Source organism: Microcosmobacter mediterraneus (assembly GCF_031846265.1).
In the GTDB taxonomy this organism is placed as follows: Bacteria; Bacteroidota; Bacteroidia; order Flavobacteriales; family Flavobacteriaceae; genus Microcosmobacter; species Microcosmobacter mediterraneus.
Genome location: NZ_JAVRIA010000003.1, coordinates 87,142 through 107,551 on the forward strand (window position 1 = coordinate 87,142; position 20,410 = coordinate 107,551).

The window sequence follows — 20,410 nt, forward strand, 5'->3', positions numbered from 1 at the left end:
TGACATTATCAATTGTTACCTTAAAAGTCAATTATCTTTTGTCTATAGATTTAAATGCTCTGTAAGTTTCGCCTATATATAACTGTCTTGGTCTTCCGATCGGTTCTTTGCGCAAACGCATTTCGCGCCATTGTGCAATCCATCCAGGTAAACGACCTAAGGCAAACATTACTGTAAACATTTCAACAGGAATTCCCATTGCTCTATAAATAATTCCTGAGTAAAAATCTACATTTGGATATAATTTTCTATCGACGAAGTATTGGTCTTCTAAAGCTTCTTTTTCTAAACCTTTTGCAATATCTAAGATTGGATCTTCAACACCTAAGTCACCTAATACCTCATCTGCAGCCACTTTAATAATCTTTGCTCTAGGATCAAAATTCTTATAAACTCTATGACCAAAGCCCATAAGTCTAAATGGATCGCTCTTATCTTTTGCTTTAGACATATATTTTTTAGTATCTCCACCATCGTCTTTAATGGCTTCTAGCATTTCTAATACAGCTTGGTTTGCACCACCATGCAATGGTCCCCAAAGTGCAGAGATACCAGCTGCTAATGACACAAATAATCCAGCATGTGAAGATCCTGTAATTCTAACTGTTGATGTAGAACAGTTTTGCTCATGATCTGCATGAAGGATTAACAATTTATCTAATGCATTAACTAAAATTTTATTTTGCTCGTAATCTTCATCTGGTCTTTTAAACATCATTTGTAAGACATTCTCAACATAGCCTAAAGAACTACTACCATAATTAAGTGGCATTCCATGTTTTTTGCGCATAGTCCAGGCAACAAGCACAGGGAATTTACCTAAAATTCTCACAATGGCGTTATACATATCTTCTTCTGAATCTACGTTAACTGAAGAAGGGTTGAATGCTGTAAGCGCACTAGTTAAAGACGATAAAACTCCCATTGGATGCGCTGACTTGGGAAAAGCATCTAATATTTTTTTAACATCGTCATCAACAACGGCATGCGATTTTATATCTGTATGAAATTTATCTAGTTGTTTTTGATTAGGTAAATCTCCAAAAATTAATAAATAAGCAACCTCTAAGAAATCTGCTTTTTCGGCAAGCTCTTCAATAGAATACCCTCTATATCTTAAAATTCCTTTTTCACCGTCTAGAAAAGTAATTTCACTTTCGCAACTTCCAGTGTTTTTATATCCAGGATCAATGGTAATTATTCCATTGGTAGATCCTCTTAAAGCTTTAACATCTATTGCAACTTCATTCTCTGTTCCCTTTACTAATGGAAACTCATACTTTTCACCGTTTATCTCTAAGGTCGCTTTATCTGACATATATTCTTAATTTAGATTTCTTAATCGAATTTTGGATCACGAATTTACGAAATATATAAGGATTTATAAAGTCATAAAAAAAGTAAATATTTATTATGATATATTAAAAATCTATAATAGAAAAGGCTTCACTTTTAAGAAATCAACAAAGAGGTCTTTTAAAAAGAACAACCTAAACATGTTGGCTTATTTCTAAAACTGAATACTTAAAACTAAATGAATTTTACAACGTCTGGTTGTGGCATATAAAGTTCTATTAAAAATACTAAACTATCTTTAGAAATTAAAGTGATAGAAATTAAAATCGTTGATAGTAAAATTGCTACTGCTAAATTATTACGTTTTAATTCATCAACTTCTTTTACATATTTTGTCATAGTCTTTATCAATACAAAAGCGCTAAATTGGATCATAGATGCCATTAAAAACCCAAAAAATAATGCTAAAGATGAATACTTTATTATCTTAACATACATATCATCTCCATTATTAATTTTTAACAATTCTATGGCGCTTATTATTGATGGTATTATACCACTTAACAAATATCCTGTACTAAAAATAATACCTGAAAAGAATATGCTTAATGCAAGATTATCGTTATTTAGTTTTTGATCCTTAACACCAAACAGTTTTAATAAAATCTTGTAAGAAATAAAAAACACTACTACAGATAGTAGGATAGACATAATGATTTGTAATATGGCTAAATAAAGTACATTCATGCTTTTACTAAATTATTAATTAAAACAAAATCCCAGTTATCTATTCTTGAAAAACTTTTTGGTAAAAACCCAATAGGACAGTGCTTCGATGTGGTTTCTATAAAGTAATATTTATTAGTTTTATGCTTAATAAATTTACCTGTTGAAGGTAAATTAATCCCTAACATAGAGTGGCTGTAGACTTTACTATTTAGTATTGCAACATCAAAATTAAATTTACTTAAAAGCGTAAAAAGCAATACTGTTCTAGAGTCACAATCGCCCTGAAGATTAGACACATACTCGGCTGGTGCAAAAAGACCAAACTTAATATTTGCAACACAAGGTTTAATGTCAGATATTTTACAAGAATCTGAACGAATCAAAACATAAGGGATATCCTGTATAGCAGTAATCATTAATTCTGCAAATTGTTTTCTATTAAACTTATTTTTCACTCGATAATTATCAAACTCGTTTGCTAAAGTTTCAACTAAAGGCTTATCATTTTCAATAAGTTCATTGTACAATTGACTCCAAAAAAAAGTGTAATATCGTTTTTCTATGTTGTCTTTAACTTTTGAATACTTAAAATTTGAATAATCCGCTTTAAACGATTCTCTATTCTCTTTAGACTTTAGAACATCATCATAATTTACTATAAACTTTAAGCTATGCTTTTGACGAGAAAAATCATACCAAGTCTGTCTGCTTTGATAGTATTGATTTACAGTTTGCTCTGTACTATCTGTATACAGAACTACTCTTTCAGATTGTTGCTCTTCTTCAAAATCAATAATAGTAGGATTAGGAAAGCTAATATTAGTTATAAAAAATCCTAAAAAAAATAACCCAAACGTAATATTAAAAATCTCTTTCAAAAATATTGATGAGGTATTTTCTTTATGATAGGTTCTTAGCTTTTTATTTTTAAATAAATAGACTACTATAGCAATAGCTGCTACCAATAACACTAGGGTTTTAATATTAATATCATTTAAAGACAATAGTATGGAAGCACCAACGATTAAAAATAAGATGATGGCTAAAAAAACAAGTATTCCAGAGAGAATCCTATAAACTAATTGCAGAAATTTATTAAACCCTTTTTTATAACTCATTAGCTAAATGTACAAAAAAGTAAAAGTCTTCCATTTTATAATGAAAGACTTTAGATATTAAATTTAAAATTAGTTTAACCTATCTTAAAGGCATTTGTACCTGGATAATATGCTGTATGCGCCAATTCTTCTTCAATACGTAATAGTTGATTGTACTTTGCCATACGATCACTTCGAGAAGCAGATCCTGTTTTAATTTGACCAGTATTTAAAGCAACAGCTAAATCTGCAATGGTATTATCTTCGGTCTCTCCAGATCTATGTGACATTACTGACGTGTAACCTGCATTGTGAGCCATATTTACAGCAGCAATAGTTTCTGTTAACGTACCTATTTGGTTTACTTTAATAAGAATAGAATTTGCCGTATTGTTATCAATTCCTCTAGATAATCGCTCAACATTAGTTACAAATAAATCATCTCCTACTAATTGTACGTTGTCGCCAATTTTTTCGGTTAGATATTTCCAGCCATCCCAATCATTTTCATCCATACCATCTTCAATGGAAATAATTGGATATTTAGATGCTAAATCTGCTAAATAATCTGCTTGCTCTTTACTCGTTCTTACGCTACCAGATTCACCTTCAAAAATAGTATAGTCGTACTTTCCATCTTTATAAAACTCTGCAGCAGCACAATCTAATGCAATCATAATATCATCTCCTAGCTTATAACCTGCGTTAGTAACAGCTTTACCAATAGTATCTAAAGCATCTTCTGTTCCACCTTCTAAATTTGGTGCAAAGCCACCTTCATCGCCAACAGCAGTACTCAAGCCTCTATCGTGCAATACCTTTTTAAGGTTATGGAATATTTCTGTTCCCATTTGCATAGCCTGAGAAAAGTCTTTTGCCTTAACAGGCATTACCATGAATTCCTGAAATGCAATCGGTGCATCGCTATGTGAGCCTCCATTAATAATATTCATCATGGGAACTGGAAGTGTATTTGCAGAAACACCACCAACATATCTGTACAAAGGTAAATTAAGTTCGTTTGCTGCTGCTTTAGCTACTGCTAGGGATACACCCAGAATAGCATTAGCTCCTAATTTAGATTTGTTTGTTGTACCATCTAAATCAATCATTAATTGATCGATAGCATTTTGTTCAAATACAGAAACTCCGAGTAACTCATTTGCGATGGTTTCATTCACATTTTTAACGGCTTTAGAAACCCCTTTTCCCATAAACGTATCGCCTCCATCTCTAAGCTCTACGGCTTCGTGCTCTCCTGTTGATGCACCAGAGGGCACAGCAGCTCTTCCTAAAACACCATTTTCTGTAATGACATCTACTTCTACAGTTGGGTTTCCTCTTGAATCTAAAATTTGTCTGGCGTGAACGTTAATGATAATACTCATGCTAATTTTTTTTGATTGTTAAAATTTGAAAAGCAAATTTACGAAATACATTGCCTATATTTCATATTACAGAATAGATTTACATTAAAAACTAACTATAGCGTTTTAGTAAAATAAAAATGGCAAAGAATCTTTAATTTCTTTGCCATTACTGTAATTAGTTTTTACTAATATTTTCTATAAACTGATCAAACAGATAAGAAGAATCATGTGGCCCTGGACTTGCTTCTGGATGATACTGAACTGAAAAACAGTTTTTGTCTTTTATTCTTATACCAGCAACAGTATTATCATTAAGATGCAAATGTGTAATTTCAATATCAGAATTTGCTTCTGTTTCTTCTCTATTGATAGCAAAACCATGATTTTGAGACGTTATCTCGCCTTTTCCAGTAATTAGGTTTTTAACAGGATGATTAATGCCTCTATGACCATGATGCATTTTATATGAAGATATACCTTGTGATAAGGCAATCACTTGATGTCCTAAACAAATACCAAATAATGGTAAATCTCTTTTAATAATTTCCTTAGCTACGTCTTGAGCTTCTTTTAACGGTTCTGGATCACCAGGTCCATTAGATAAAAAATAACCATCTGGTTTAAAAGCTTCTAAATCTTCAAAAGAAGCATTATATGGAAATACTTTAATGTATGCATCTCTCTTCGCCAGATTCTTTAAAATATTAGTCTTAATACCAATATCTAAAGCAGAGATTTTGTACTTAGCATTTTCATTACCAAAATAATAGGGTTCTTTAGTTGAAACTTGTGAAGCCAACTCTAAGCCTTCCATTGAAGGGACTTCATCTAGTTGCTTTTTTAAACCTTCAATATTATTAATATCTGTAGAAATAACTGCATTCATTGCTCCATTATCTCTTATGTAACTTACTAATGCTCTGGTATCAACATCAGATATTGCTAGAATATTATTGGCTTCTAAAAAGTTTTCTAAGGATTCGGTAGCACTAGCTCTAGAATATTCAAAACAAAAATTTCTACAGATTAATCCTGATATTTTAACAGAGTTAGACTCTACTTCATCTTTATGTGCTCCATAGTTTCCAATATGAACATTGGTGGTGACCATAAGTTGGCCATAATATGAAGGATCGGTAAAAATTTCTTGATATCCTGTGGCTCCAGTATTAAAACAAACCTCACCAAATGCAGTACCTTCTTTACCTATAGATTTACCATAGAAAATGGTACCATCTGCAAGTAAAACAAGGGCTTTATTACGTTTTTTATATTTCATGTTTAAAAAAGTTTTACAAAATTGCACAAAAAAAAGGATAAACTAAAATAGTTTATCCTTTGAGTTATTAATGCTTATTAACATTATTCTTCTTCGTTAGTAGCTTTAGTTTCTACAGGTGGTGTAGCAGCTTTGCTTCCTCCTCTTCTACTTCTACGAGTTGTTTTCTTCTTAGGCTTATCAGCATTATAAAGCTCGTTATAATCTACTAGCTCTATCATTGCCATATCTGCGTTATCACCAAGTCGATTTCCTAATTTAATGATACGAGTATAACCACCTGGTCGATCTCCAACCTTTGCTGCAACATCTCTAAATAATTCTGCTACAGCTTCCTTTTGTCTTAATTTAGAAAATACAATACGTCTATTGTGTGTTGTATCTTCTTTAGACTTAGTAATCATTGGTTCAACAAATTGCTTTAACGCTTTTGCTTTGGCAACAGTTGTATTAATACGCTTGTGTTCAATCAATGAACAAGCCATATTTGCTAACATTGCTTTTCTATGCGCTGTTTTTCTTCCTAAATGATTAATTTTTTTTCCGTGTCTCATGACATTTGTTTTATCATCTTGCTACCAAATCCCGAAGCTTCGGGAGAGCAAAATATGATTATTAATATTACTTATTTGAATGAGATTCCTGCCTTCACTTCGACTACGCTCAGTGAAAACACAAGAATGACAATCGTTAGTCTTTATCTAATTTGTATTTACTTAAATCCATTCCGAAGTTTAATCCTTTTACATTTACTAGTTCTTCTAGCTCAGTTAAAGACTTCTTACCGAAATTACGGAACTTCATTAAGTCATTTTTATTAAAAGATACTAAATCACCTAACGTATCTACTTCAGCTGCTTTTAAACAGTTAAGTGCACGTACAGAAAGATCCATATCTACTAATTTAGTTTTTAACAGCTGTCTCATGTGAAGCGATTCTTCATCATAAGTTTCAGTCTGAGCAATCTCATCTGCCTCTAAAGTGATACGCTCATCAGAGAATAACATGAAGTGATGGATTAAGATTTTAGCAGCTTCTGTTAAAGCTTCTTTTGGATGAATTGAGCCATCTGTGATGATTTCAAAAACTAATTTTTCGTAATCTGTTTTTTGCTCCACACGGAAATTCTCAATACTGTATTTTACATTTTTTATTGGTGTATAAACTGAATCCGTGAAGATGGTTCCCATTGGTGCTGAAGACTTCTTATTTTCTTCTGCAGGAACATAACCTCTACCTTTTTCAATAGTAATTTCCATATTAATGCTTACCTTAGGGTCTAGGTTACAGATTACTAAATCTGAATTTAACACTTGAAATCCTGAGATAAACTTTTGAAAATCACCAGCTGTAATTTGCTCTTGTCCAGAAATTGAAATTGAAACAGACTCATTGTCTATTTCATCAATTTGTCTCTTAAAACGAACTTGCTTTAAGTTTAAAATCATTTCTGTTACATCTTCTACTACACCTGAAATTGTTGAAAATTCATGATCAACACCTTCAATTCTAATAGATGTAATTGCAAAACCTTCTAATGAAGACAACAACACTCGTCTAAGTGCATTACCTACTGTTAAACCATATCCTGGTTCTAATGGTCTGAATTCGAATTTACCTTCGAAATCATTAGAATCAATCATGATTACTTTGTCTGGTTTCTGAAAATTTAATATTGCCATAGTTTCTTCGTTTTAATTGTTATTTAGTTGCGCGGTTTAAAAGTTTGAAGAAGACCAATAGACCCTTTGGCTAAATACCAATATGATTAATTATTATTTTGAGTAAAGTTCAACGATGTATTGCTCATTGATTTGTTCTGGAATTTGGATTCTTGCAGGTACAGAAACATATGTTCCTTCCTTTTTATCATTGTTCCATGTAATCCACTCATAAACTTGAGTAGAATTAGTCAATGAATTTTGAATCACCTCAAGAGATTTAGATTTTTCTCTTACACCTACAACATCACCAGCTTTTAGTTGATAAGAAGGTATATTAACCTTTTCACCGTTTACTGTAATGTGTCTGTGAGATACTAACTGTCTTGCACCACTTCTAGATGGAGCAATACCCATTCTGAAAACGACGTTATCTAAACGCGATTCACACAATTGTAATAAAACTTCACCTGTGATACCTTGAGCAGCAGTTGCTTTTTTGAACATGTTTCTGAATTGCTTTTCTAATACACCATATGTGTATTTAGCTTTTTGCTTTTCCATTAACTGGATAGCATATTCAGATTTCTTTCCACGACGACGGTTATTTCCGTGTTGCCCTGGAGGATAGTTTCTTTTTTCGAAGGCTTTATCGTCTCCAAAAATAGCTTGCCCGAATTTACGAGCGATTTTTGTTTTAGGACCAGTATATCTTGCCATTTTAATTTGATTTTAGAGTGATTATAAAATTAAGGTCTTAATCTTATCCTTCTATAATCGTTGATCTCTAGTTGATACTTGTTATTATTCTATTTTTCAGTTTGCAAATTTACATATAAAAATCAATAACAATAGATTAAAAAATTGATATTAATTTCTAAATATTGCAAATTATACACGACGTCTTTTTGGTGGACGACATCCATTGTGCGGCATTGGTGTTACATCAATAATTTCTGATACTTCAATACCAGCATTATGAATTGATCTTATTGCAGATTCTCTACCATTACCAGGACCTTTAACGTATACTTTTACTTTTTTCAATCCTGCTTCTTTTGCTACTCCTGCAGCATCTTCAGCAGCTAATTGAGCAGCGTAAGGTGTATTCTTTTTAGATCCTCTGAATCCCATTTTACCAGCAGATGACCAAGAAATAACATCACCTTTCTTGTTTGTTAAAGAAATAATGATATTGTTAAATGAAGCTGTAATATGCGCTTCACCTATTGCATCTACAATGACTTTACGTTTTTTTGTACTTGACTTTGCCATATTTTTTTAGTTTCTAGTTGTTAGCTTTTAGTTATTGGAATCCTAAACTTTTACATTTCAAACAGATTCTTCTAACGTCCAAATACTAATGACTAATGTCTATTTTAGTTTGCAGTCTTTAGTTGATAGTTGCTAGAAAATTAAATTGTAATAAATGAATCTAATCACTAACGACTATGTACTAATTACTATTGATTATTTAGTTACTTTCTTTTTATTAGCAACTGTTTTACGTCTTCCTTTTCTTGTTCTAGAGTTGTTTTTAGTACGTTGACCTCTTAATGGTAAACCAGCTCTATGACGAATACCTCTGTAACAACCTATATCCATTAATCGCTTAATGTTTAGTTGTGTTTCAGAACGTAATTCACCTTCAATAGTGAACGATCCAACAGCTTCACGGATTTTTCCGATTTCATCATCTGTCCAATCTTGAACTTTTGTACTTTCATCTACTTTTGCTACTGCTAAAATATCTTTAGCTCTACTTCTACCTATTCCATAGATATAAGTTAAAGAGATTACTCCTCTTTTTTGTTTTGGTATGTCTACACCTGCAATTCTTGCCATATTAATTTAGTGTTTAGTGTTAGTGTTTAGTTGTTAGAATCCTAAACCTTTCGATTTCGAACAGATTCGTCTAACTACTAATTACTAATGACTTTTCTTTTATCCTTGTCTTTGTTTGAATCTAGGATTCTTTTTGTTAATTACGTAAAGTCTACCTTTTCTACGAACTAATTTGCAGTCCGCACTTCTTTTCTTTACTGATGCTCTTACTTTCATCGTATTAGTATCTATATGTTATACGAGCCTTTGTTAAATCATAAGGACTCATTTCTAATTTAACTTTATCTCCTGGTAATAATTTAATATAATGCATACGCATTTTACCAGATATATGCGCAGTCACAATGTGACCGTTCTCTAACTCTACACGAAACATAGCATTAGATAATGCTTCTATAATTGTTCCATCTTGTTCTATTGCTGCTTGTTTAGCCATAGTTTAAAATTAAGCGTTAGCTTTTCTGTTTTTACCAGTTTTCATCAAACCATCATAATGTCTATTCAACAAATAAGAATTTACTTGCTGCATTGTATCGATTGCAACACCGACCATAATTAATAGAGAGGTACCACCAAAGAATAGTGCCCAACCTTGCTGAACATTCATAATCTTAACCACAATAGCAGGAAATATAGCAACTAATGCTAAGAATAAAGATCCTGGAAATGTAATTTGAGACATAATTTTATCTAAATACTCAGCAGTTTCTGTTCCTGGTCTAATACCTGGAATAAATCCACCGCTTCGTTTTAAATCGTCTGCCATTTTGTTTGTTGGCACTGTAATAGCAGTATAAAAATATGTAAATACAATAATTAATAGAGCAAAAACAATATTATACCATAATCCAAAAATATCACTAAACTCTGCTTGCATCCATTGACCAACTGTGGAGTCTTTTAGCATTGAAGAACCACCTATTAAACTTGGTACAAACATGATGGCTTGTGCAAAGATAATTGGCATTACACCAGAGGCATTTAATTTTAATGGTAAAAACTGTCTTGATCCTCCAAATACATTTTTCTCGTAACCACCAGAAGCATTACGTCTTGCGTATTGTACTGCAATTTTTCTTACGGCCATAACAAGCATTACAGAGGCTAAGATGATAATGAACCATATTACTAATTCTATTAATATCATCATGAAACCACCATTACCAGCACCACTTAATCTTGAAGCAGCATTCTGGATAAATGATTGTGGTAACGTAGCAATAATACCTACCATAATTAACAATGAAATACCATTACCAATACCTTTATCAGTAATCTTCTCACCTAACCACATAGCAAATATACAGCCAGTAACTAAGATAATTACAGAGGAAAAATAGAACGTAAATGTTTGCCCTAATAAGAATGCTTCACCAGGAATACCTAAACTGGGTAAACTTGCTAAATATCCTGGAGCTTGAAATAAACAAATCACTATAGTTAACCAACGAGTGATTTGAGTAATCTTCTTTTGCCCACTTGCACCTTCTTTCTGAAGTTTTTGTAAATAAGGAATTGCAATTCCCATTAACTGTACTACAATAGAGGCTGATATATAAGGCATAATACCTAATGCAAAAACTGAGGCATTAGCAAATGCTCCACCTGTAAAGGCATTAAGTAATCCTAAGATACCTCCATCTGTAGTTTCTGCAAGTTTACCTAATTGAGACGCATCAATACCTGGTAATACTACTTGTGCACCAAAACGGTATACTAATAATAAACCAAGCGTAAGAATGATACGATCCTTAAGCTCTGTAATCTTCCAAACGTTTTTTAATGTTTCTATTAATTTCATTGTCTATAAAATCTTATAAAGTTACAGCTTCTCCTCCTGCAGCTTCGATTGCAGCTTTTGCCGAAGCAGTAAATTTATGAGCAGACACTTTTAATTTAGCTTTTAATTCTCCGCGACCTAAAATTTTAACTAGTTCGTTCTTACCAGCTAATCTTAGTTCTACCATAGTATTAAAATCTACAGTACCCTTTATTTTTTTATCATCTACCAATTGTTGTAATGTATCAAGATTTACACCTTGGTATTCAACACGGTTAATGTTTTTAAATCCAAACTTAGGAACACGTCTTTGTAATGGCATTTGACCACCTTCAAATCCTAATTTCTTAGAATAACCTGAACGCGACTTAGCTCCTTTGTGACCACGAGTTGCGGTACCACCTTTTCCAGAACCTTGTCCACGACCAACGCGTTTCCCTTTATTTTTCACCGAACCTTCTGCAGGTTTTAAATTACTTAAATCCATTGTTTAGTAAATATTATTTTGTTTCTTCTACAGAAACTAAATGTGAAACTTTTCTAACCATACCAAGGATATTTGGTGTGGCATTATGCTCTACAACCTGACCAATTCTTTTTAAGCCTAAAGCTTCTAATGTAAGCTTTTGTCTTTTAGTGCGGTTGATTGCACTTTTTACTTTTGTTACTTTAATCTTTGCCATCTTATCCTAGATTATCCGTTAAATACTTTTTCTAAAGAAATTCCTCTCTCTTTTGCAATAGTATTTGCATCTCTTAGTTGCAATAAAGCATCAAAAGTTGCTTTTACAACATTGTGAGGGTTAGAAGATCCTTGAGATTTTGATAGTACATCATGAACACCAACTGCCTCTAATACTGTTCTTACAGCACCACCAGCAATAACTCCTGTACCAGGGGCTGCAGGAATAATGTTTACTCTTGCACCACCATACTTACCTTTTTGTTCGTGTGGTAATGTTCCTTTTATAATTGGAATGCGTACAAGATTCTTCTTAGCATCTTCTACTGCTTTAGCAATTGCTGTAGCCACGTCTTTAGATTTACCTAGTCCTTGACCTACAACACCTGCTTCATCTCCAACAACTACAATAGCTGAAAATCCGAAAGCTCTACCACCTTTTGTTACTTTAGTAACACGCTGCACACCAACAAGACGATCTTTTAATTCTAATCCTCCTGGTTTTACTAATTGTGCATTTTTATATTTCTGATACATAATGTCTTAAAATTTTAGTCCAGCTTCTCTTGCGCCTTCAGCTAATGATTTAACTCTTCCATGATATAAATAACCACCTCTATCAAAAGAGATTGTTTCTACTCCAGCTTTCACAGCTTTCTCTCCTACTGATTTACCTACTAATGCAGCTACTTCAGTTTTATTTCCTTTAGCAGAACTTATGTCTTTATCTCTAGATGATGCAGCAGCAATAGTTTTTCCTGTAACGTCATCCACGATTTGAGCATAAATTTCTTTATTGCTTCTAAAAACAGATAATCTTGGTCTAGATTCAGTACCAGATACTACTTTACGTATTCTGCTTTTTATTCTTAGTCTTCTTTCGTTCTTTGTTAATGCCATAACTTAACTATTAAGCTGATTTACCTGCTTTTCTTCTTATTTGCTCACCGATAAACTTAATTCCTTTTCCTTTGTAAGGTTCTGGCTTACGGAAGCCACGGATTTTAGCAGCAACTTGTCCTACTAATTGCTTATCGTGAGATGTTAATTTAACTATTGGATTTTTTCCTTTTTCAGATATAGTCTCAACCTTTACTTCTGGAGCAATGTCTAAAACTATGTTATGAGAAAAACCTAATGCTAAATCTAATTTTTGTCCTTGGTTAGAAGCTCTGTAACCTACACCAACTAATTCTAATTCCTTAGTCCAGCCTTTAGATACGCCTTCTACCATATTTGCAATTAATGATCTGTAAAGACCATGCTTTGCTTTATGTTCTTTCTTTTCTGTTAGACGACTAACGGTTGCATTAGCATCTTCTACTTTAATTTCAACTCCTGAGAATTCTTGAGTTAATTCACCTAATTTACCTTTTACAGTAATTACGTTATCCTTAACATCAATTGTTACACCTTCAGGAATTGCTACTGGATTATTTCCTATTCTTGACATCTTTATTCCTTTTTAGTAAACGTAACATAATAATTCTCCACCAACGTTTTCTCTATGCGCTTGTTTACCTGTCATTACTCCATGAGAGGTAGAAACAATTGCAATTCCAAGACCATTAAGGATTCTTGGCATCTCGTTAGCACCAGCATACTTACGTAAACCTGGTTTACTTATTCTCTGAATCTTTTTGATTACTGATTCTTTGGTCTCTTTATTGTACTTAAGAGCTATCTTAATAGTACCTTGAGTTGATGAATCATCGAATTTGTAACTTAAGATATATCCTTGATCGAATAAAATCTTAGTTACTTCTTTTTTAAGGTTAGATGCAGGAATCTCCACTACTCTGTGGTTTGCTTTTACTGCATTCCTAACTCTTGTTAGATAATCCGCTATTGGATCTGTATACATAACTATTTAGTTTGTGGTTTTGGTTTTCGAACCAATGCTCGAACTTCAAACCAATTTATAATTCATATTATTTTGAGATGCGATTAATCACATCTATAATTCTTACTACGAGGTATATTCTACCAAGATGCCTTTTTAACACCTGGGATTAAACCTTGGTTAGCCATCTCTCTAAACGTAACACGCGAAATACCAAACTGTCTCATGTAACCTTTTGGTCTTCCTGTTAATTTACAACGATTGTGCATTCGTATTGGCGAAGCATTTTTAGGTAACTTTTGTAATGCTTCATAATCTCCAGCTTCTTTTAAAGCTTTTCGTTTAGCAGCATATTTAGCAACCGTTTTAGCTCTTTTTACCTCGCGGGCTTTCATTGATTCTTTAGCCATATTTAATTCTTTTTAAAAGGTAAACCTAGTTCTGACAATAAAGATTTTGCTTCTTTGTCTGTAGCAGCCGAAGTCACAAAACTAATGTCCATACCAGATATCTTATTAATCTTATCAATATCAATCTCAGGGAAAATGATTTGCTCAGTTACACCTAAGTTGTAATTTCCTCTACCATCAAAACCTGTTGCTTTGATACCACTGAAATCTCTAACTCGTGGTAAAGCAGAAGTTACTAAACGATCTAAAAACTCATACATTTGTTCTCCTCTTAAAGTTACTTTGGCACCAATTGGCATTCCTTTACGTAACTTAAATGATGCAACATCTTTCTTAGAAATAGTAGCTACAGCTTTTTGACCTGATATCTTGGATAACTCCTCGATAGCATGATCAATTAATTTTTTATCAGCAACAGCAGCACCAACTCCTTTAGAGATAACTATTTTCTCTAACTTAGGTACTTGCATTACATTTTGATATCCAAATTCTTCTGTAAGAGCAGTAACAACTCTGTCCTTGTACTCTTGTTTTAATCTTGGTGTGTAAGCCATAACTAAATTACTTCATTAGATTTTTTAGAAAATCTTACTTTTTTATCACCTTCCATTTTATATCCAACTCGTGTTGTCTCACCTTTTCCTGTTAATAGGGAAAGATTTGATATGTGTATAGAGGCTTCTTTTTCTACTATACCACCTTGTGGGTTTTGTGCACTTGGTTTAGTATGTTTCTTAACCATGTTTACACCTTCCACGATGGCTCTGTTCTTATCTCTTAATACTTTAAGCACTTTACCTTCAGACCCTTTATTGTCTCCAGCTATAACTTGTACTGTATCTCCTGACTTAATTTTAAGCTTTGTCATCTTAATATCTGTATTAAAGCACCTCTGGTGCTAATGATACAATTTTCATGAATTGTTTATCACGAAGTTCTCTTGCTACTGGTCCAAAAACACGAGTACCTCTCATTTCTCCTTGCGGATTTAAAAGTACACATGCATTGTCATCGAATCTGATGTAAGATCCATCTGGACGTCTTACTTCTTTTACAGTACGAACAACAACTGCTGTAGACACAGCACCTTTTTTTATACTTCCGTTTGGAGTAGCATCTTTGACTGATACTACTATTTTATCTCCAACTGAAGCGTAACGTCTTTTTGTTCCACCAAGTACACGGATCGTTAAAACTTCCTTTGCACCAGTGTTATCAGCTACTTTTAATCTTGATTCTTGTTGTAACATAATTACTTCGCTCTTTCAATTATTTCTACTAATCTCCAGCACTTAGACTTACTCATTGGTCGTGTTTCCATGATCTTTACAGTATCGCCTTCGTTGCAGTCGTTTTTCTCGTCGTGTGCTACGTACTTCTTCGTTTTTAATACGAATTTTCCATACATAGGATGTTTTACTTTTTTAACTTCAGAAACAACAATTGATTTCTGCATTTTGTTACTTGTAACAACTCCTATACGTTCTTTTCTTAAATTTCTTTTTTCCATCTTTAAAGCAGAATTATTGTTCTCTTTTAGTTAATTCAGTAGCCAATCTTGCTACAGTGCGTCTAACAGCACGTAACTGTATTGGATTGTCTAAAGGAGAAATTGCATGTGCCATTTTAAGGTCAGCGTAACTCTTTTTGATTTCACCAAGTTTTTCTTGTAACTCAGCTGTAGATAATTCTTTAATTTCTGTTTGCTTCATAATTCTTTCTATTAAGCTTCGTAATCTCTAGCTATAATAAACTTAGTTTTTACTGGAAGTTTTTGAGCGGCTAAACGCAATGCTTCTTTGGCAACATCCATTGGCACTCCTGCTACTTCAAATAAAACTCTACCTGGTTTTACAACAGCTGCCCAATATTCTACAGCACCTTTACCTTTACCCATACGTACTTCTAAAGGCTTCTTTGTAATAGGCTTATCTGGAAAAATTTTAATCCAAAGTTGACCTTCCCTTTTCATGTAACGTGTAGCAGCAATACGTGCAGCTTCAATTTGACGCGATGTTAAGAAATTAGAGTCTAATGATTTTATACCAAACATACCATTAGAAAGTTGGTGACCTCTTCCAGAGTTACCTTTCATTCTTCCTTTCTGTTGTTTGCGAAATTTTGTTCTTTTCGGCTGTAACATGTTCTTTTTTCTTTAAAAAATTACTTTCTACGACGTTGGTTACCACCTTTTCTGGCTCCACCACGTCCACCTTTTCCTTGCTTCTTAGATAATCCAACAAGCGGAGAAAGTTCTCTTTTTCCGTATACTTCGCCTTTCATGATCCATACTTTAACTCCTAATCTACCATAAGTAGTATGAGATTCTACTAAAGCATAATCAATATCAGCTCTAAATGTTGATAAAGGAATACGTCCTTCTTTATAGTGCTCTGATCGTGCCATCTCGGCACCATTTAAACGACCACTAATTTGAATTTTTATTCCTTCAGCATTCATACGCATAGCTGCTGCAATTGCCATTTTAATTGCACGTCTGTATGAAATTCGGCTTTCAATCTGACGAGCAACACTTGAAGCTACTAAATACGCATCAAGTTCAGGTCTTTTAATTTCAAAAATATTTAACTGAACTTCTTTACCTGTAATTTTCTTAAGCTCTTCTTTTAACTTGTCTACTTCTTGTCCTCCTTTACCAATAATGATACCTGGACGAGCTGTAGTAATTGTAACGGTTACAAGTTTAAGCGTACGCTCAATAATTACTCTAGACACACTAGCTTTAGATAAACGAGCGTGGATATACTTTCTAATCTTATCGTCTTCTGCAAGCTTATCGCCATAGTCATTACCACCATACCAATTGGATTCCCATCCTCTGATGATACCTAAACGATTTCCGATTGGATTTGTTTTTTGTCCCATATCTCTATCTTAGCTTTGTGTATTATTTAATGCATCTACCACTAATGTGACGTGGTTAGATCTTTTTCTAATTCTGTGTGCTCTACCTTGAGGAGCAGGACGTAAACGCTTAAGCATTGAACCTCCATCTACTCTAATTTCTTTTACAAATAAATTTGCTTCTTCAATATCAGCATCTTCGTTTTTAGCTTGCCAGTTTGCAATAGCAGACAGTAACAACTTCTCTAAACGACGTGATGCTTCTTTAGAGCTGAATCTTAAAATTTGTAATGCTTTATCAGCCTTTTCTCCTCTTACTAAATCCGCAACTAAACGCATTTTTCTTGGAGAGGTAGGACAGTTATTTAGCTTTGCGAAAGCAATTTGCTTTTTCTCAGCTTTAATAGCATCTGCCATTTGTTTTTTACGACTTCCCATAGCTATTATTTTTTACCTTTATTTTTAGCACCTGCATGTCCACGGAATGAACGTGTTGGTGAAAATTCTCCTAATTTATGACCTACCATGTTCTCAGTAACATATACTGGAACAAATTGACGACCATTATGAACAGCTATTGTCTGACCTACAAAATCTGGTGAGATCATTGAAGCTCTAGACCATGTTTTGATTACAGTCTTTTTATTAGCTTCAACATTAGAAGCTACTTTTCTTTCTAATTTATAATGGATGTAAGGTCCTTTTTTTAATGAACGTGCCATATTATCTCAGTTATTTATTTCTACGTTCTACAATATATTTATTACTCGCTTTTGTTTTAGAACGGGTTCTATAACCTTTAGCAGGTATACCTTTTCTAGAACGTGGATGTCCACCAGAAGATTTACCTTCACCACCACCCATTGGATGATCCACAGGATTCATAACAACTGGCCTTGTACGTGGACGTCTTCCTAACCATCTGCTTCGTCCTGCTTTACCAGAAACTATTAATTGATGATCAGAATTGGATATTACACCAATTGTTGCCATACAATTTGCAAGAATTAAACGTGTTTCACCAGAAGGTAATTTTACTGTAGCGAACTTACCATCTCTTGCCATTAATTGAGCAAATGTACCTGCACTTCGTGCCATAACAGCACCTTGACCTGGACGTAACTCTATACAAGAAATTATTGTTCCTAATGGAATCTCACTTAATGGCATTGCATTTCCAATTTCTGGAGCAACTCCACTTTCACCAGACACTACATTTTGCCCAACTTGTAATCCATTTTGTGCAATGATGTAACGTTTCTCTCCATCTTGATAATTCAATAATGCGATAAACGCAGTTCTGTTTGGATCGTATTCTATAGATGTGACTTCTGCAGGAATTCCTGTTTTATTTCGCTTAAAATCTACAACACGATACTTTTTCTTATGACCACCACCTTTGTAGCGCATGGTCATCTTTCCTTGACTGTTTCTACCACCAGACCTTTTTTTCGGTTCGAGCAAGCTCTTTTCCGGCTTATCAGTAGTAATGGCGTCAAATCCATTAACTACTCTAAATCGCTGGGCTGATGTGATTGGTTTTAACTTTCTTACTGACATTTGTCTTTAATTACATGTTAGCATATAAATCTATAGTTTCACCTTCCGCCAGTTGTACAATTGCTTTTTTAATAGCATTTGTTTTACCATGTTGAACACCTGTCTTTGTAAAACGTGTTCTTCTATCTGGACGAACGTTTATTGTGCGAACTTTTTCAACAGAAACGCCATAAGCAGATTCTACTGCTTTTTTAATTTCTACCTTATTCGCCTTTGTATTCACTTGAAAGCTAAAGCAGTTTCTCAACTCGCTATCCATTGTAGCTTTTTCAGTAATAATAGGTTTAATTAAGATACTCATGACCGTTCTTATTTACTTAAATTCGTTTCAATTCCTTCTAAAGCGCTTTCTAAAAGCACTACTTTGTTTGCATTCATAATTTTGTAAGTGCTTAATTCTGAGCTTGTTAAAACCTCAGAGCCTTTCAAATTGCGCGACGACAAATATACGTTATTATTCGAGCCACCCAACACAAACAGTGATTTTTTGTTTTCTATCTCTAAGGCTTTTAATAAAGCTGTAAAGTTTTTTGTCTTTGGAGCATCAAAATTAAAGTCCTCTAAAACTACGATTGACTTTTCGTTAGCTTTGATTGATAAAGCCGATTTACGAGCTAATCGTTTTAAATTTTTATTCAATTTAAAACCATAGTTTCTTGGTCTTGGGCCAAACATACGACCACCACCTTTAAATACACCAGACTTTATAGAACCTGCACGAGCTGTACCAGTTCCCTTCTGTTTTTTAATTTTACGTGTACTTCCAGTAATTTCTGCTCTTTCCTTAGCCTTGTGTGTTCCTTGTCTTTGGTTAGCTAAATATTGTTTAACATCCAAATATACAGCGTGATCGTTAGGCTCAATAGCATACACATCTTTAGAAAGCTCAACCTTTCTGCCTGTGTCTTTTCCTTTTATATCTAAAACTGCTACCTTCATTACTTCTGAATTGTTACATAAGAGTTTTTATGACCAGGAACGCATCCTTTAACAACAATTAGGTTTTTTTCAGGAACCACTTTGTAAACTCTTAAATTTTGAACTTTTACTGTTTCTCCACCCATTCTTCCGGCCATCTTCATTCCTTTAAATACTCTTGCAGGATAAGAAGCTGCACCAATAGAACCAGGAGCTCTTAAACGGTTGTGCTGTCCATGTGTTGCTTGTCCAACACCAGCGAATCCGTGACGTTTTACTACACCTTGAAAACCTTTACCTTTAGAAGTTCCTGCAATATCTACAAATTCTCCTTCAATAAAATGATCTACTGTAATAGCATCACCTAATTTGTACTCCTCACCAAAACCTTTAAATTCAACAACTTTGCGTTTTACAGAAGTACCTGCTTTTTTAGCATGACCTAGATCAGCTTTAGTAGCACTTTTTTCTGTCGCGTCATCGAAACCAAGTTGAAGTGCATTATAACCATCAACTTCTTCGGTTCTGACTTGGGTAACGATACATGGACCTGCTTCTATAACTGTACATGGAATATTCTTTCCATTCTCGTCAAAGATGCTGGTCATACCGATTTTTTTTCCAATTAACCCAGACATAATTATTATTTATTTATTATTTACTTATTTAAAAAATTCAGGGACAAAATACTTTTCGTCCCTGAAATGTATTTATCCGTTTTTCCTTCGCTCGCAGCTCAGGACATGTTATTTTTTCTTACACCTTAATCTCAACTTCAACTCCACTTGGTAATTCAAGCTTCATTAATGCGTCTATTGTTTTTGAAGACGACGAGTAAATATCTAATAATCTCTTGTAAGAGCTTAATTGAAATTGTTCTCTTGACTTCTTATTTACGTGAGGTGAACGTAATACAGTGAAAATTTTCTTGTGTGTTGGTAATGGAATTGGTCCGGTTACAACAGCACCTGTACTCTTTACTGTTTTTACAATCTTATCAGCAGACTTATCAACTAAATTATGATCGTAAGACTTTAATTTTATTCTAATTTTCTGACTCATTTTCTTTTAGTT

Annotated in this window: 34 protein-coding genes; all 34 read right to left on the reverse strand. The window is 33.5% G+C overall.

Annotation, left to right across the window (positions count from 1 at the left end; genetic code table 11):
• Window positions 1-31: 31 nt before the first annotated feature.
• The gene (locus RM697_RS06855; RefSeq protein WP_311427131.1) at window positions 32-1,318 is read right to left on the reverse strand and encodes a citrate synthase; all 1,287 of its coding nucleotides are present in this window, start codon (window positions 1,316-1,318) and stop codon (window positions 32-34) included.
• Window positions 1,319-1,530: 212 nt separating this feature from the next.
• Window positions 1,531-2,043 (reverse strand): DUF350 domain-containing protein, encoded by a 513-nt coding sequence (locus RM697_RS06860; protein WP_311427132.1) that lies wholly within the window; start codon window positions 2,041-2,043, stop codon window positions 1,531-1,533.
• On the reverse strand, window positions 2,040-3,143 hold the full coding sequence (locus tag RM697_RS06865; RefSeq protein WP_311427133.1) for a hypothetical protein: 1,104 nt from the start codon (window positions 3,141-3,143) through the stop codon (window positions 2,040-2,042). The genes RM697_RS06860 and RM697_RS06865 overlap by 4 nt, the downstream gene beginning before the upstream one ends.
• A 74-nt stretch (window positions 3,144-3,217) precedes the next feature.
• Window positions 3,218-4,510, reverse strand: a complete 1,293-nt coding sequence (gene eno / locus RM697_RS06870; RefSeq protein ID WP_311427134.1) for a phosphopyruvate hydratase — start codon at window positions 4,508-4,510, stop codon at window positions 3,218-3,220.
• A gap of 157 nt (window positions 4,511-4,667) precedes the next feature.
• Window positions 4,668-5,771 carry a glutamine-hydrolyzing carbamoyl-phosphate synthase small subunit gene (gene carA / locus RM697_RS06875; RefSeq protein ID WP_311427135.1) on the reverse strand — a complete coding sequence of 368 codons (1,104 nt, stop codon included), beginning with the start codon at window positions 5,769-5,771 and terminating at the stop codon, window positions 4,668-4,670.
• 83 nt (window positions 5,772-5,854) lie between these two features.
• Window positions 5,855-6,325 carry a 50S ribosomal protein L17 gene (gene rplQ / locus RM697_RS06880; protein WP_311427136.1) on the reverse strand — a complete coding sequence of 157 codons (471 nt, stop codon included), beginning with the start codon at window positions 6,323-6,325 and terminating at the stop codon, window positions 5,855-5,857.
• Window positions 6,326-6,461: 136 nt separating this feature from the next.
• Entirely contained in the window at window positions 6,462-7,454 is a 993-nt protein-coding gene (locus RM697_RS06885) for a DNA-directed RNA polymerase subunit alpha (protein ID WP_311427137.1), read from the reverse strand.
• Between the two features lie 93 nt (window positions 7,455-7,547).
• Window positions 7,548-8,153: a 30S ribosomal protein S4 gene (rpsD, locus tag RM697_RS06890; protein WP_311427138.1), complete on the reverse strand. Its 606-nt coding sequence runs from the start codon at window positions 8,151-8,153 to the stop codon at window positions 7,548-7,550.
• 171 nt (window positions 8,154-8,324) lie between these two features.
• Entirely contained in the window at window positions 8,325-8,708 is a 384-nt protein-coding gene (rpsK, locus tag RM697_RS06895; protein WP_282044241.1) for a 30S ribosomal protein S11, read from the reverse strand.
• Between the two features lie 195 nt (window positions 8,709-8,903).
• Window positions 8,904-9,278: a 30S ribosomal protein S13 gene (gene rpsM / locus RM697_RS06900; RefSeq protein WP_311427139.1), complete on the reverse strand. Its 375-nt coding sequence runs from the start codon at window positions 9,276-9,278 to the stop codon at window positions 8,904-8,906.
• 99 nt (window positions 9,279-9,377) lie between these two features.
• Window positions 9,378-9,494, reverse strand: coding sequence for a type B 50S ribosomal protein L36 (ykgO, locus tag RM697_RS06905; protein ID WP_008269159.1), 117 nt, complete (start codon window positions 9,492-9,494; stop codon window positions 9,378-9,380).
• 4 nt (window positions 9,495-9,498) lie between these two features.
• Window positions 9,499-9,714 (reverse strand): translation initiation factor IF-1, encoded by a 216-nt coding sequence (infA, locus tag RM697_RS06910; protein ID WP_007094967.1) that lies wholly within the window; start codon window positions 9,712-9,714, stop codon window positions 9,499-9,501.
• Between the two features lie 9 nt (window positions 9,715-9,723).
• The gene (gene secY, locus RM697_RS06915) at window positions 9,724-11,079 is read right to left on the reverse strand and encodes a preprotein translocase subunit SecY (protein WP_311427140.1); all 1,356 of its coding nucleotides are present in this window, start codon (window positions 11,077-11,079) and stop codon (window positions 9,724-9,726) included.
• Between the two features lie 13 nt (window positions 11,080-11,092).
• Window positions 11,093-11,545, reverse strand: coding sequence for a 50S ribosomal protein L15 (gene rplO, locus RM697_RS06920; RefSeq protein ID WP_311427141.1), 453 nt, complete (start codon window positions 11,543-11,545; stop codon window positions 11,093-11,095).
• 13 nt (window positions 11,546-11,558) lie between these two features.
• Window positions 11,559-11,741: a 50S ribosomal protein L30 gene (rpmD, locus tag RM697_RS06925; protein ID WP_311427142.1), complete on the reverse strand. Its 183-nt coding sequence runs from the start codon at window positions 11,739-11,741 to the stop codon at window positions 11,559-11,561.
• A gap of 11 nt (window positions 11,742-11,752) precedes the next feature.
• A complete protein-coding gene (gene rpsE, locus RM697_RS06930; RefSeq protein WP_311427143.1) occupies window positions 11,753-12,277 on the reverse strand; it encodes a 30S ribosomal protein S5 in 525 nt (174 codons plus the stop codon).
• 6 nt (window positions 12,278-12,283) lie between these two features.
• Window positions 12,284-12,640, reverse strand: coding sequence for a 50S ribosomal protein L18 (gene rplR / locus RM697_RS06935; RefSeq protein ID WP_311427144.1), 357 nt, complete (start codon window positions 12,638-12,640; stop codon window positions 12,284-12,286).
• 10 nt (window positions 12,641-12,650) lie between these two features.
• A complete protein-coding gene (gene rplF / locus RM697_RS06940; RefSeq protein ID WP_311427145.1) occupies window positions 12,651-13,193 on the reverse strand; it encodes a 50S ribosomal protein L6 in 543 nt (180 codons plus the stop codon).
• A gap of 12 nt (window positions 13,194-13,205) precedes the next feature.
• Complete coding sequence (gene rpsH / locus RM697_RS06945; protein WP_311427146.1) at window positions 13,206-13,604, reverse strand: 30S ribosomal protein S8; 399 nt, start codon at window positions 13,602-13,604, stop codon at window positions 13,206-13,208.
• Window positions 13,605-13,723: 119 nt separating this feature from the next.
• Window positions 13,724-13,993, reverse strand: a complete 270-nt coding sequence (gene rpsN, locus RM697_RS06950) for a 30S ribosomal protein S14 (RefSeq protein WP_115463222.1) — start codon at window positions 13,991-13,993, stop codon at window positions 13,724-13,726.
• A gap of 2 nt (window positions 13,994-13,995) precedes the next feature.
• Window positions 13,996-14,547 carry a 50S ribosomal protein L5 gene (rplE, locus tag RM697_RS06955; RefSeq protein WP_311427147.1) on the reverse strand — a complete coding sequence of 184 codons (552 nt, stop codon included), beginning with the start codon at window positions 14,545-14,547 and terminating at the stop codon, window positions 13,996-13,998.
• Window positions 14,548-14,549: 2 nt separating this feature from the next.
• Entirely contained in the window at window positions 14,550-14,861 is a 312-nt protein-coding gene (gene rplX, locus RM697_RS06960) for a 50S ribosomal protein L24 (protein WP_311427148.1), read from the reverse strand.
• Window positions 14,862-14,874: 13 nt separating this feature from the next.
• Window positions 14,875-15,243 carry a 50S ribosomal protein L14 gene (gene rplN / locus RM697_RS06965; RefSeq protein WP_311427149.1) on the reverse strand — a complete coding sequence of 123 codons (369 nt, stop codon included), beginning with the start codon at window positions 15,241-15,243 and terminating at the stop codon, window positions 14,875-14,877.
• A gap of 2 nt (window positions 15,244-15,245) precedes the next feature.
• Window positions 15,246-15,503: a 30S ribosomal protein S17 gene (gene rpsQ, locus RM697_RS06970; RefSeq protein ID WP_311427150.1), complete on the reverse strand. Its 258-nt coding sequence runs from the start codon at window positions 15,501-15,503 to the stop codon at window positions 15,246-15,248.
• A 13-nt stretch (window positions 15,504-15,516) separates the two neighbouring features.
• A complete protein-coding gene (gene rpmC, locus RM697_RS06975) occupies window positions 15,517-15,705 on the reverse strand; it encodes a 50S ribosomal protein L29 (protein ID WP_311427151.1) in 189 nt (62 codons plus the stop codon).
• A gap of 11 nt (window positions 15,706-15,716) precedes the next feature.
• On the reverse strand, window positions 15,717-16,136 hold the full coding sequence (rplP, locus tag RM697_RS06980) for a 50S ribosomal protein L16 (RefSeq protein WP_311427152.1): 420 nt from the start codon (window positions 16,134-16,136) through the stop codon (window positions 15,717-15,719).
• 20 nt (window positions 16,137-16,156) lie between these two features.
• Window positions 16,157-16,879, reverse strand: coding sequence for a 30S ribosomal protein S3 (gene rpsC / locus RM697_RS06985; protein ID WP_311427153.1), 723 nt, complete (start codon window positions 16,877-16,879; stop codon window positions 16,157-16,159).
• A gap of 9 nt (window positions 16,880-16,888) precedes the next feature.
• The gene (gene rplV, locus RM697_RS06990) at window positions 16,889-17,296 is read right to left on the reverse strand and encodes a 50S ribosomal protein L22 (RefSeq protein WP_311427154.1); all 408 of its coding nucleotides are present in this window, start codon (window positions 17,294-17,296) and stop codon (window positions 16,889-16,891) included.
• A gap of 5 nt (window positions 17,297-17,301) precedes the next feature.
• Window positions 17,302-17,580: a 30S ribosomal protein S19 gene (gene rpsS, locus RM697_RS06995; RefSeq protein WP_311427155.1), complete on the reverse strand. Its 279-nt coding sequence runs from the start codon at window positions 17,578-17,580 to the stop codon at window positions 17,302-17,304.
• A 10-nt stretch (window positions 17,581-17,590) separates the two neighbouring features.
• Window positions 17,591-18,418: a 50S ribosomal protein L2 gene (rplB, locus tag RM697_RS07000; RefSeq protein WP_311427156.1), complete on the reverse strand. Its 828-nt coding sequence runs from the start codon at window positions 18,416-18,418 to the stop codon at window positions 17,591-17,593.
• Between the two features lie 10 nt (window positions 18,419-18,428).
• Window positions 18,429-18,719, reverse strand: a complete 291-nt coding sequence (gene rplW, locus RM697_RS07005) for a 50S ribosomal protein L23 (RefSeq protein ID WP_311427157.1) — start codon at window positions 18,717-18,719, stop codon at window positions 18,429-18,431.
• 8 nt (window positions 18,720-18,727) lie between these two features.
• Window positions 18,728-19,357, reverse strand: coding sequence for a 50S ribosomal protein L4 (gene rplD / locus RM697_RS07010; protein WP_311427158.1), 630 nt, complete (start codon window positions 19,355-19,357; stop codon window positions 18,728-18,730).
• Window positions 19,357-19,974: a 50S ribosomal protein L3 gene (rplC, locus tag RM697_RS07015; RefSeq protein ID WP_311427159.1), complete on the reverse strand. Its 618-nt coding sequence runs from the start codon at window positions 19,972-19,974 to the stop codon at window positions 19,357-19,359. The genes rplD and rplC overlap by 1 nt, the downstream gene beginning before the upstream one ends.
• A gap of 118 nt (window positions 19,975-20,092) precedes the next feature.
• Entirely contained in the window at window positions 20,093-20,398 is a 306-nt protein-coding gene (gene rpsJ, locus RM697_RS07020) for a 30S ribosomal protein S10 (protein ID WP_007650482.1), read from the reverse strand.
• Window positions 20,399-20,410: the final 12 nt, after the last annotated feature.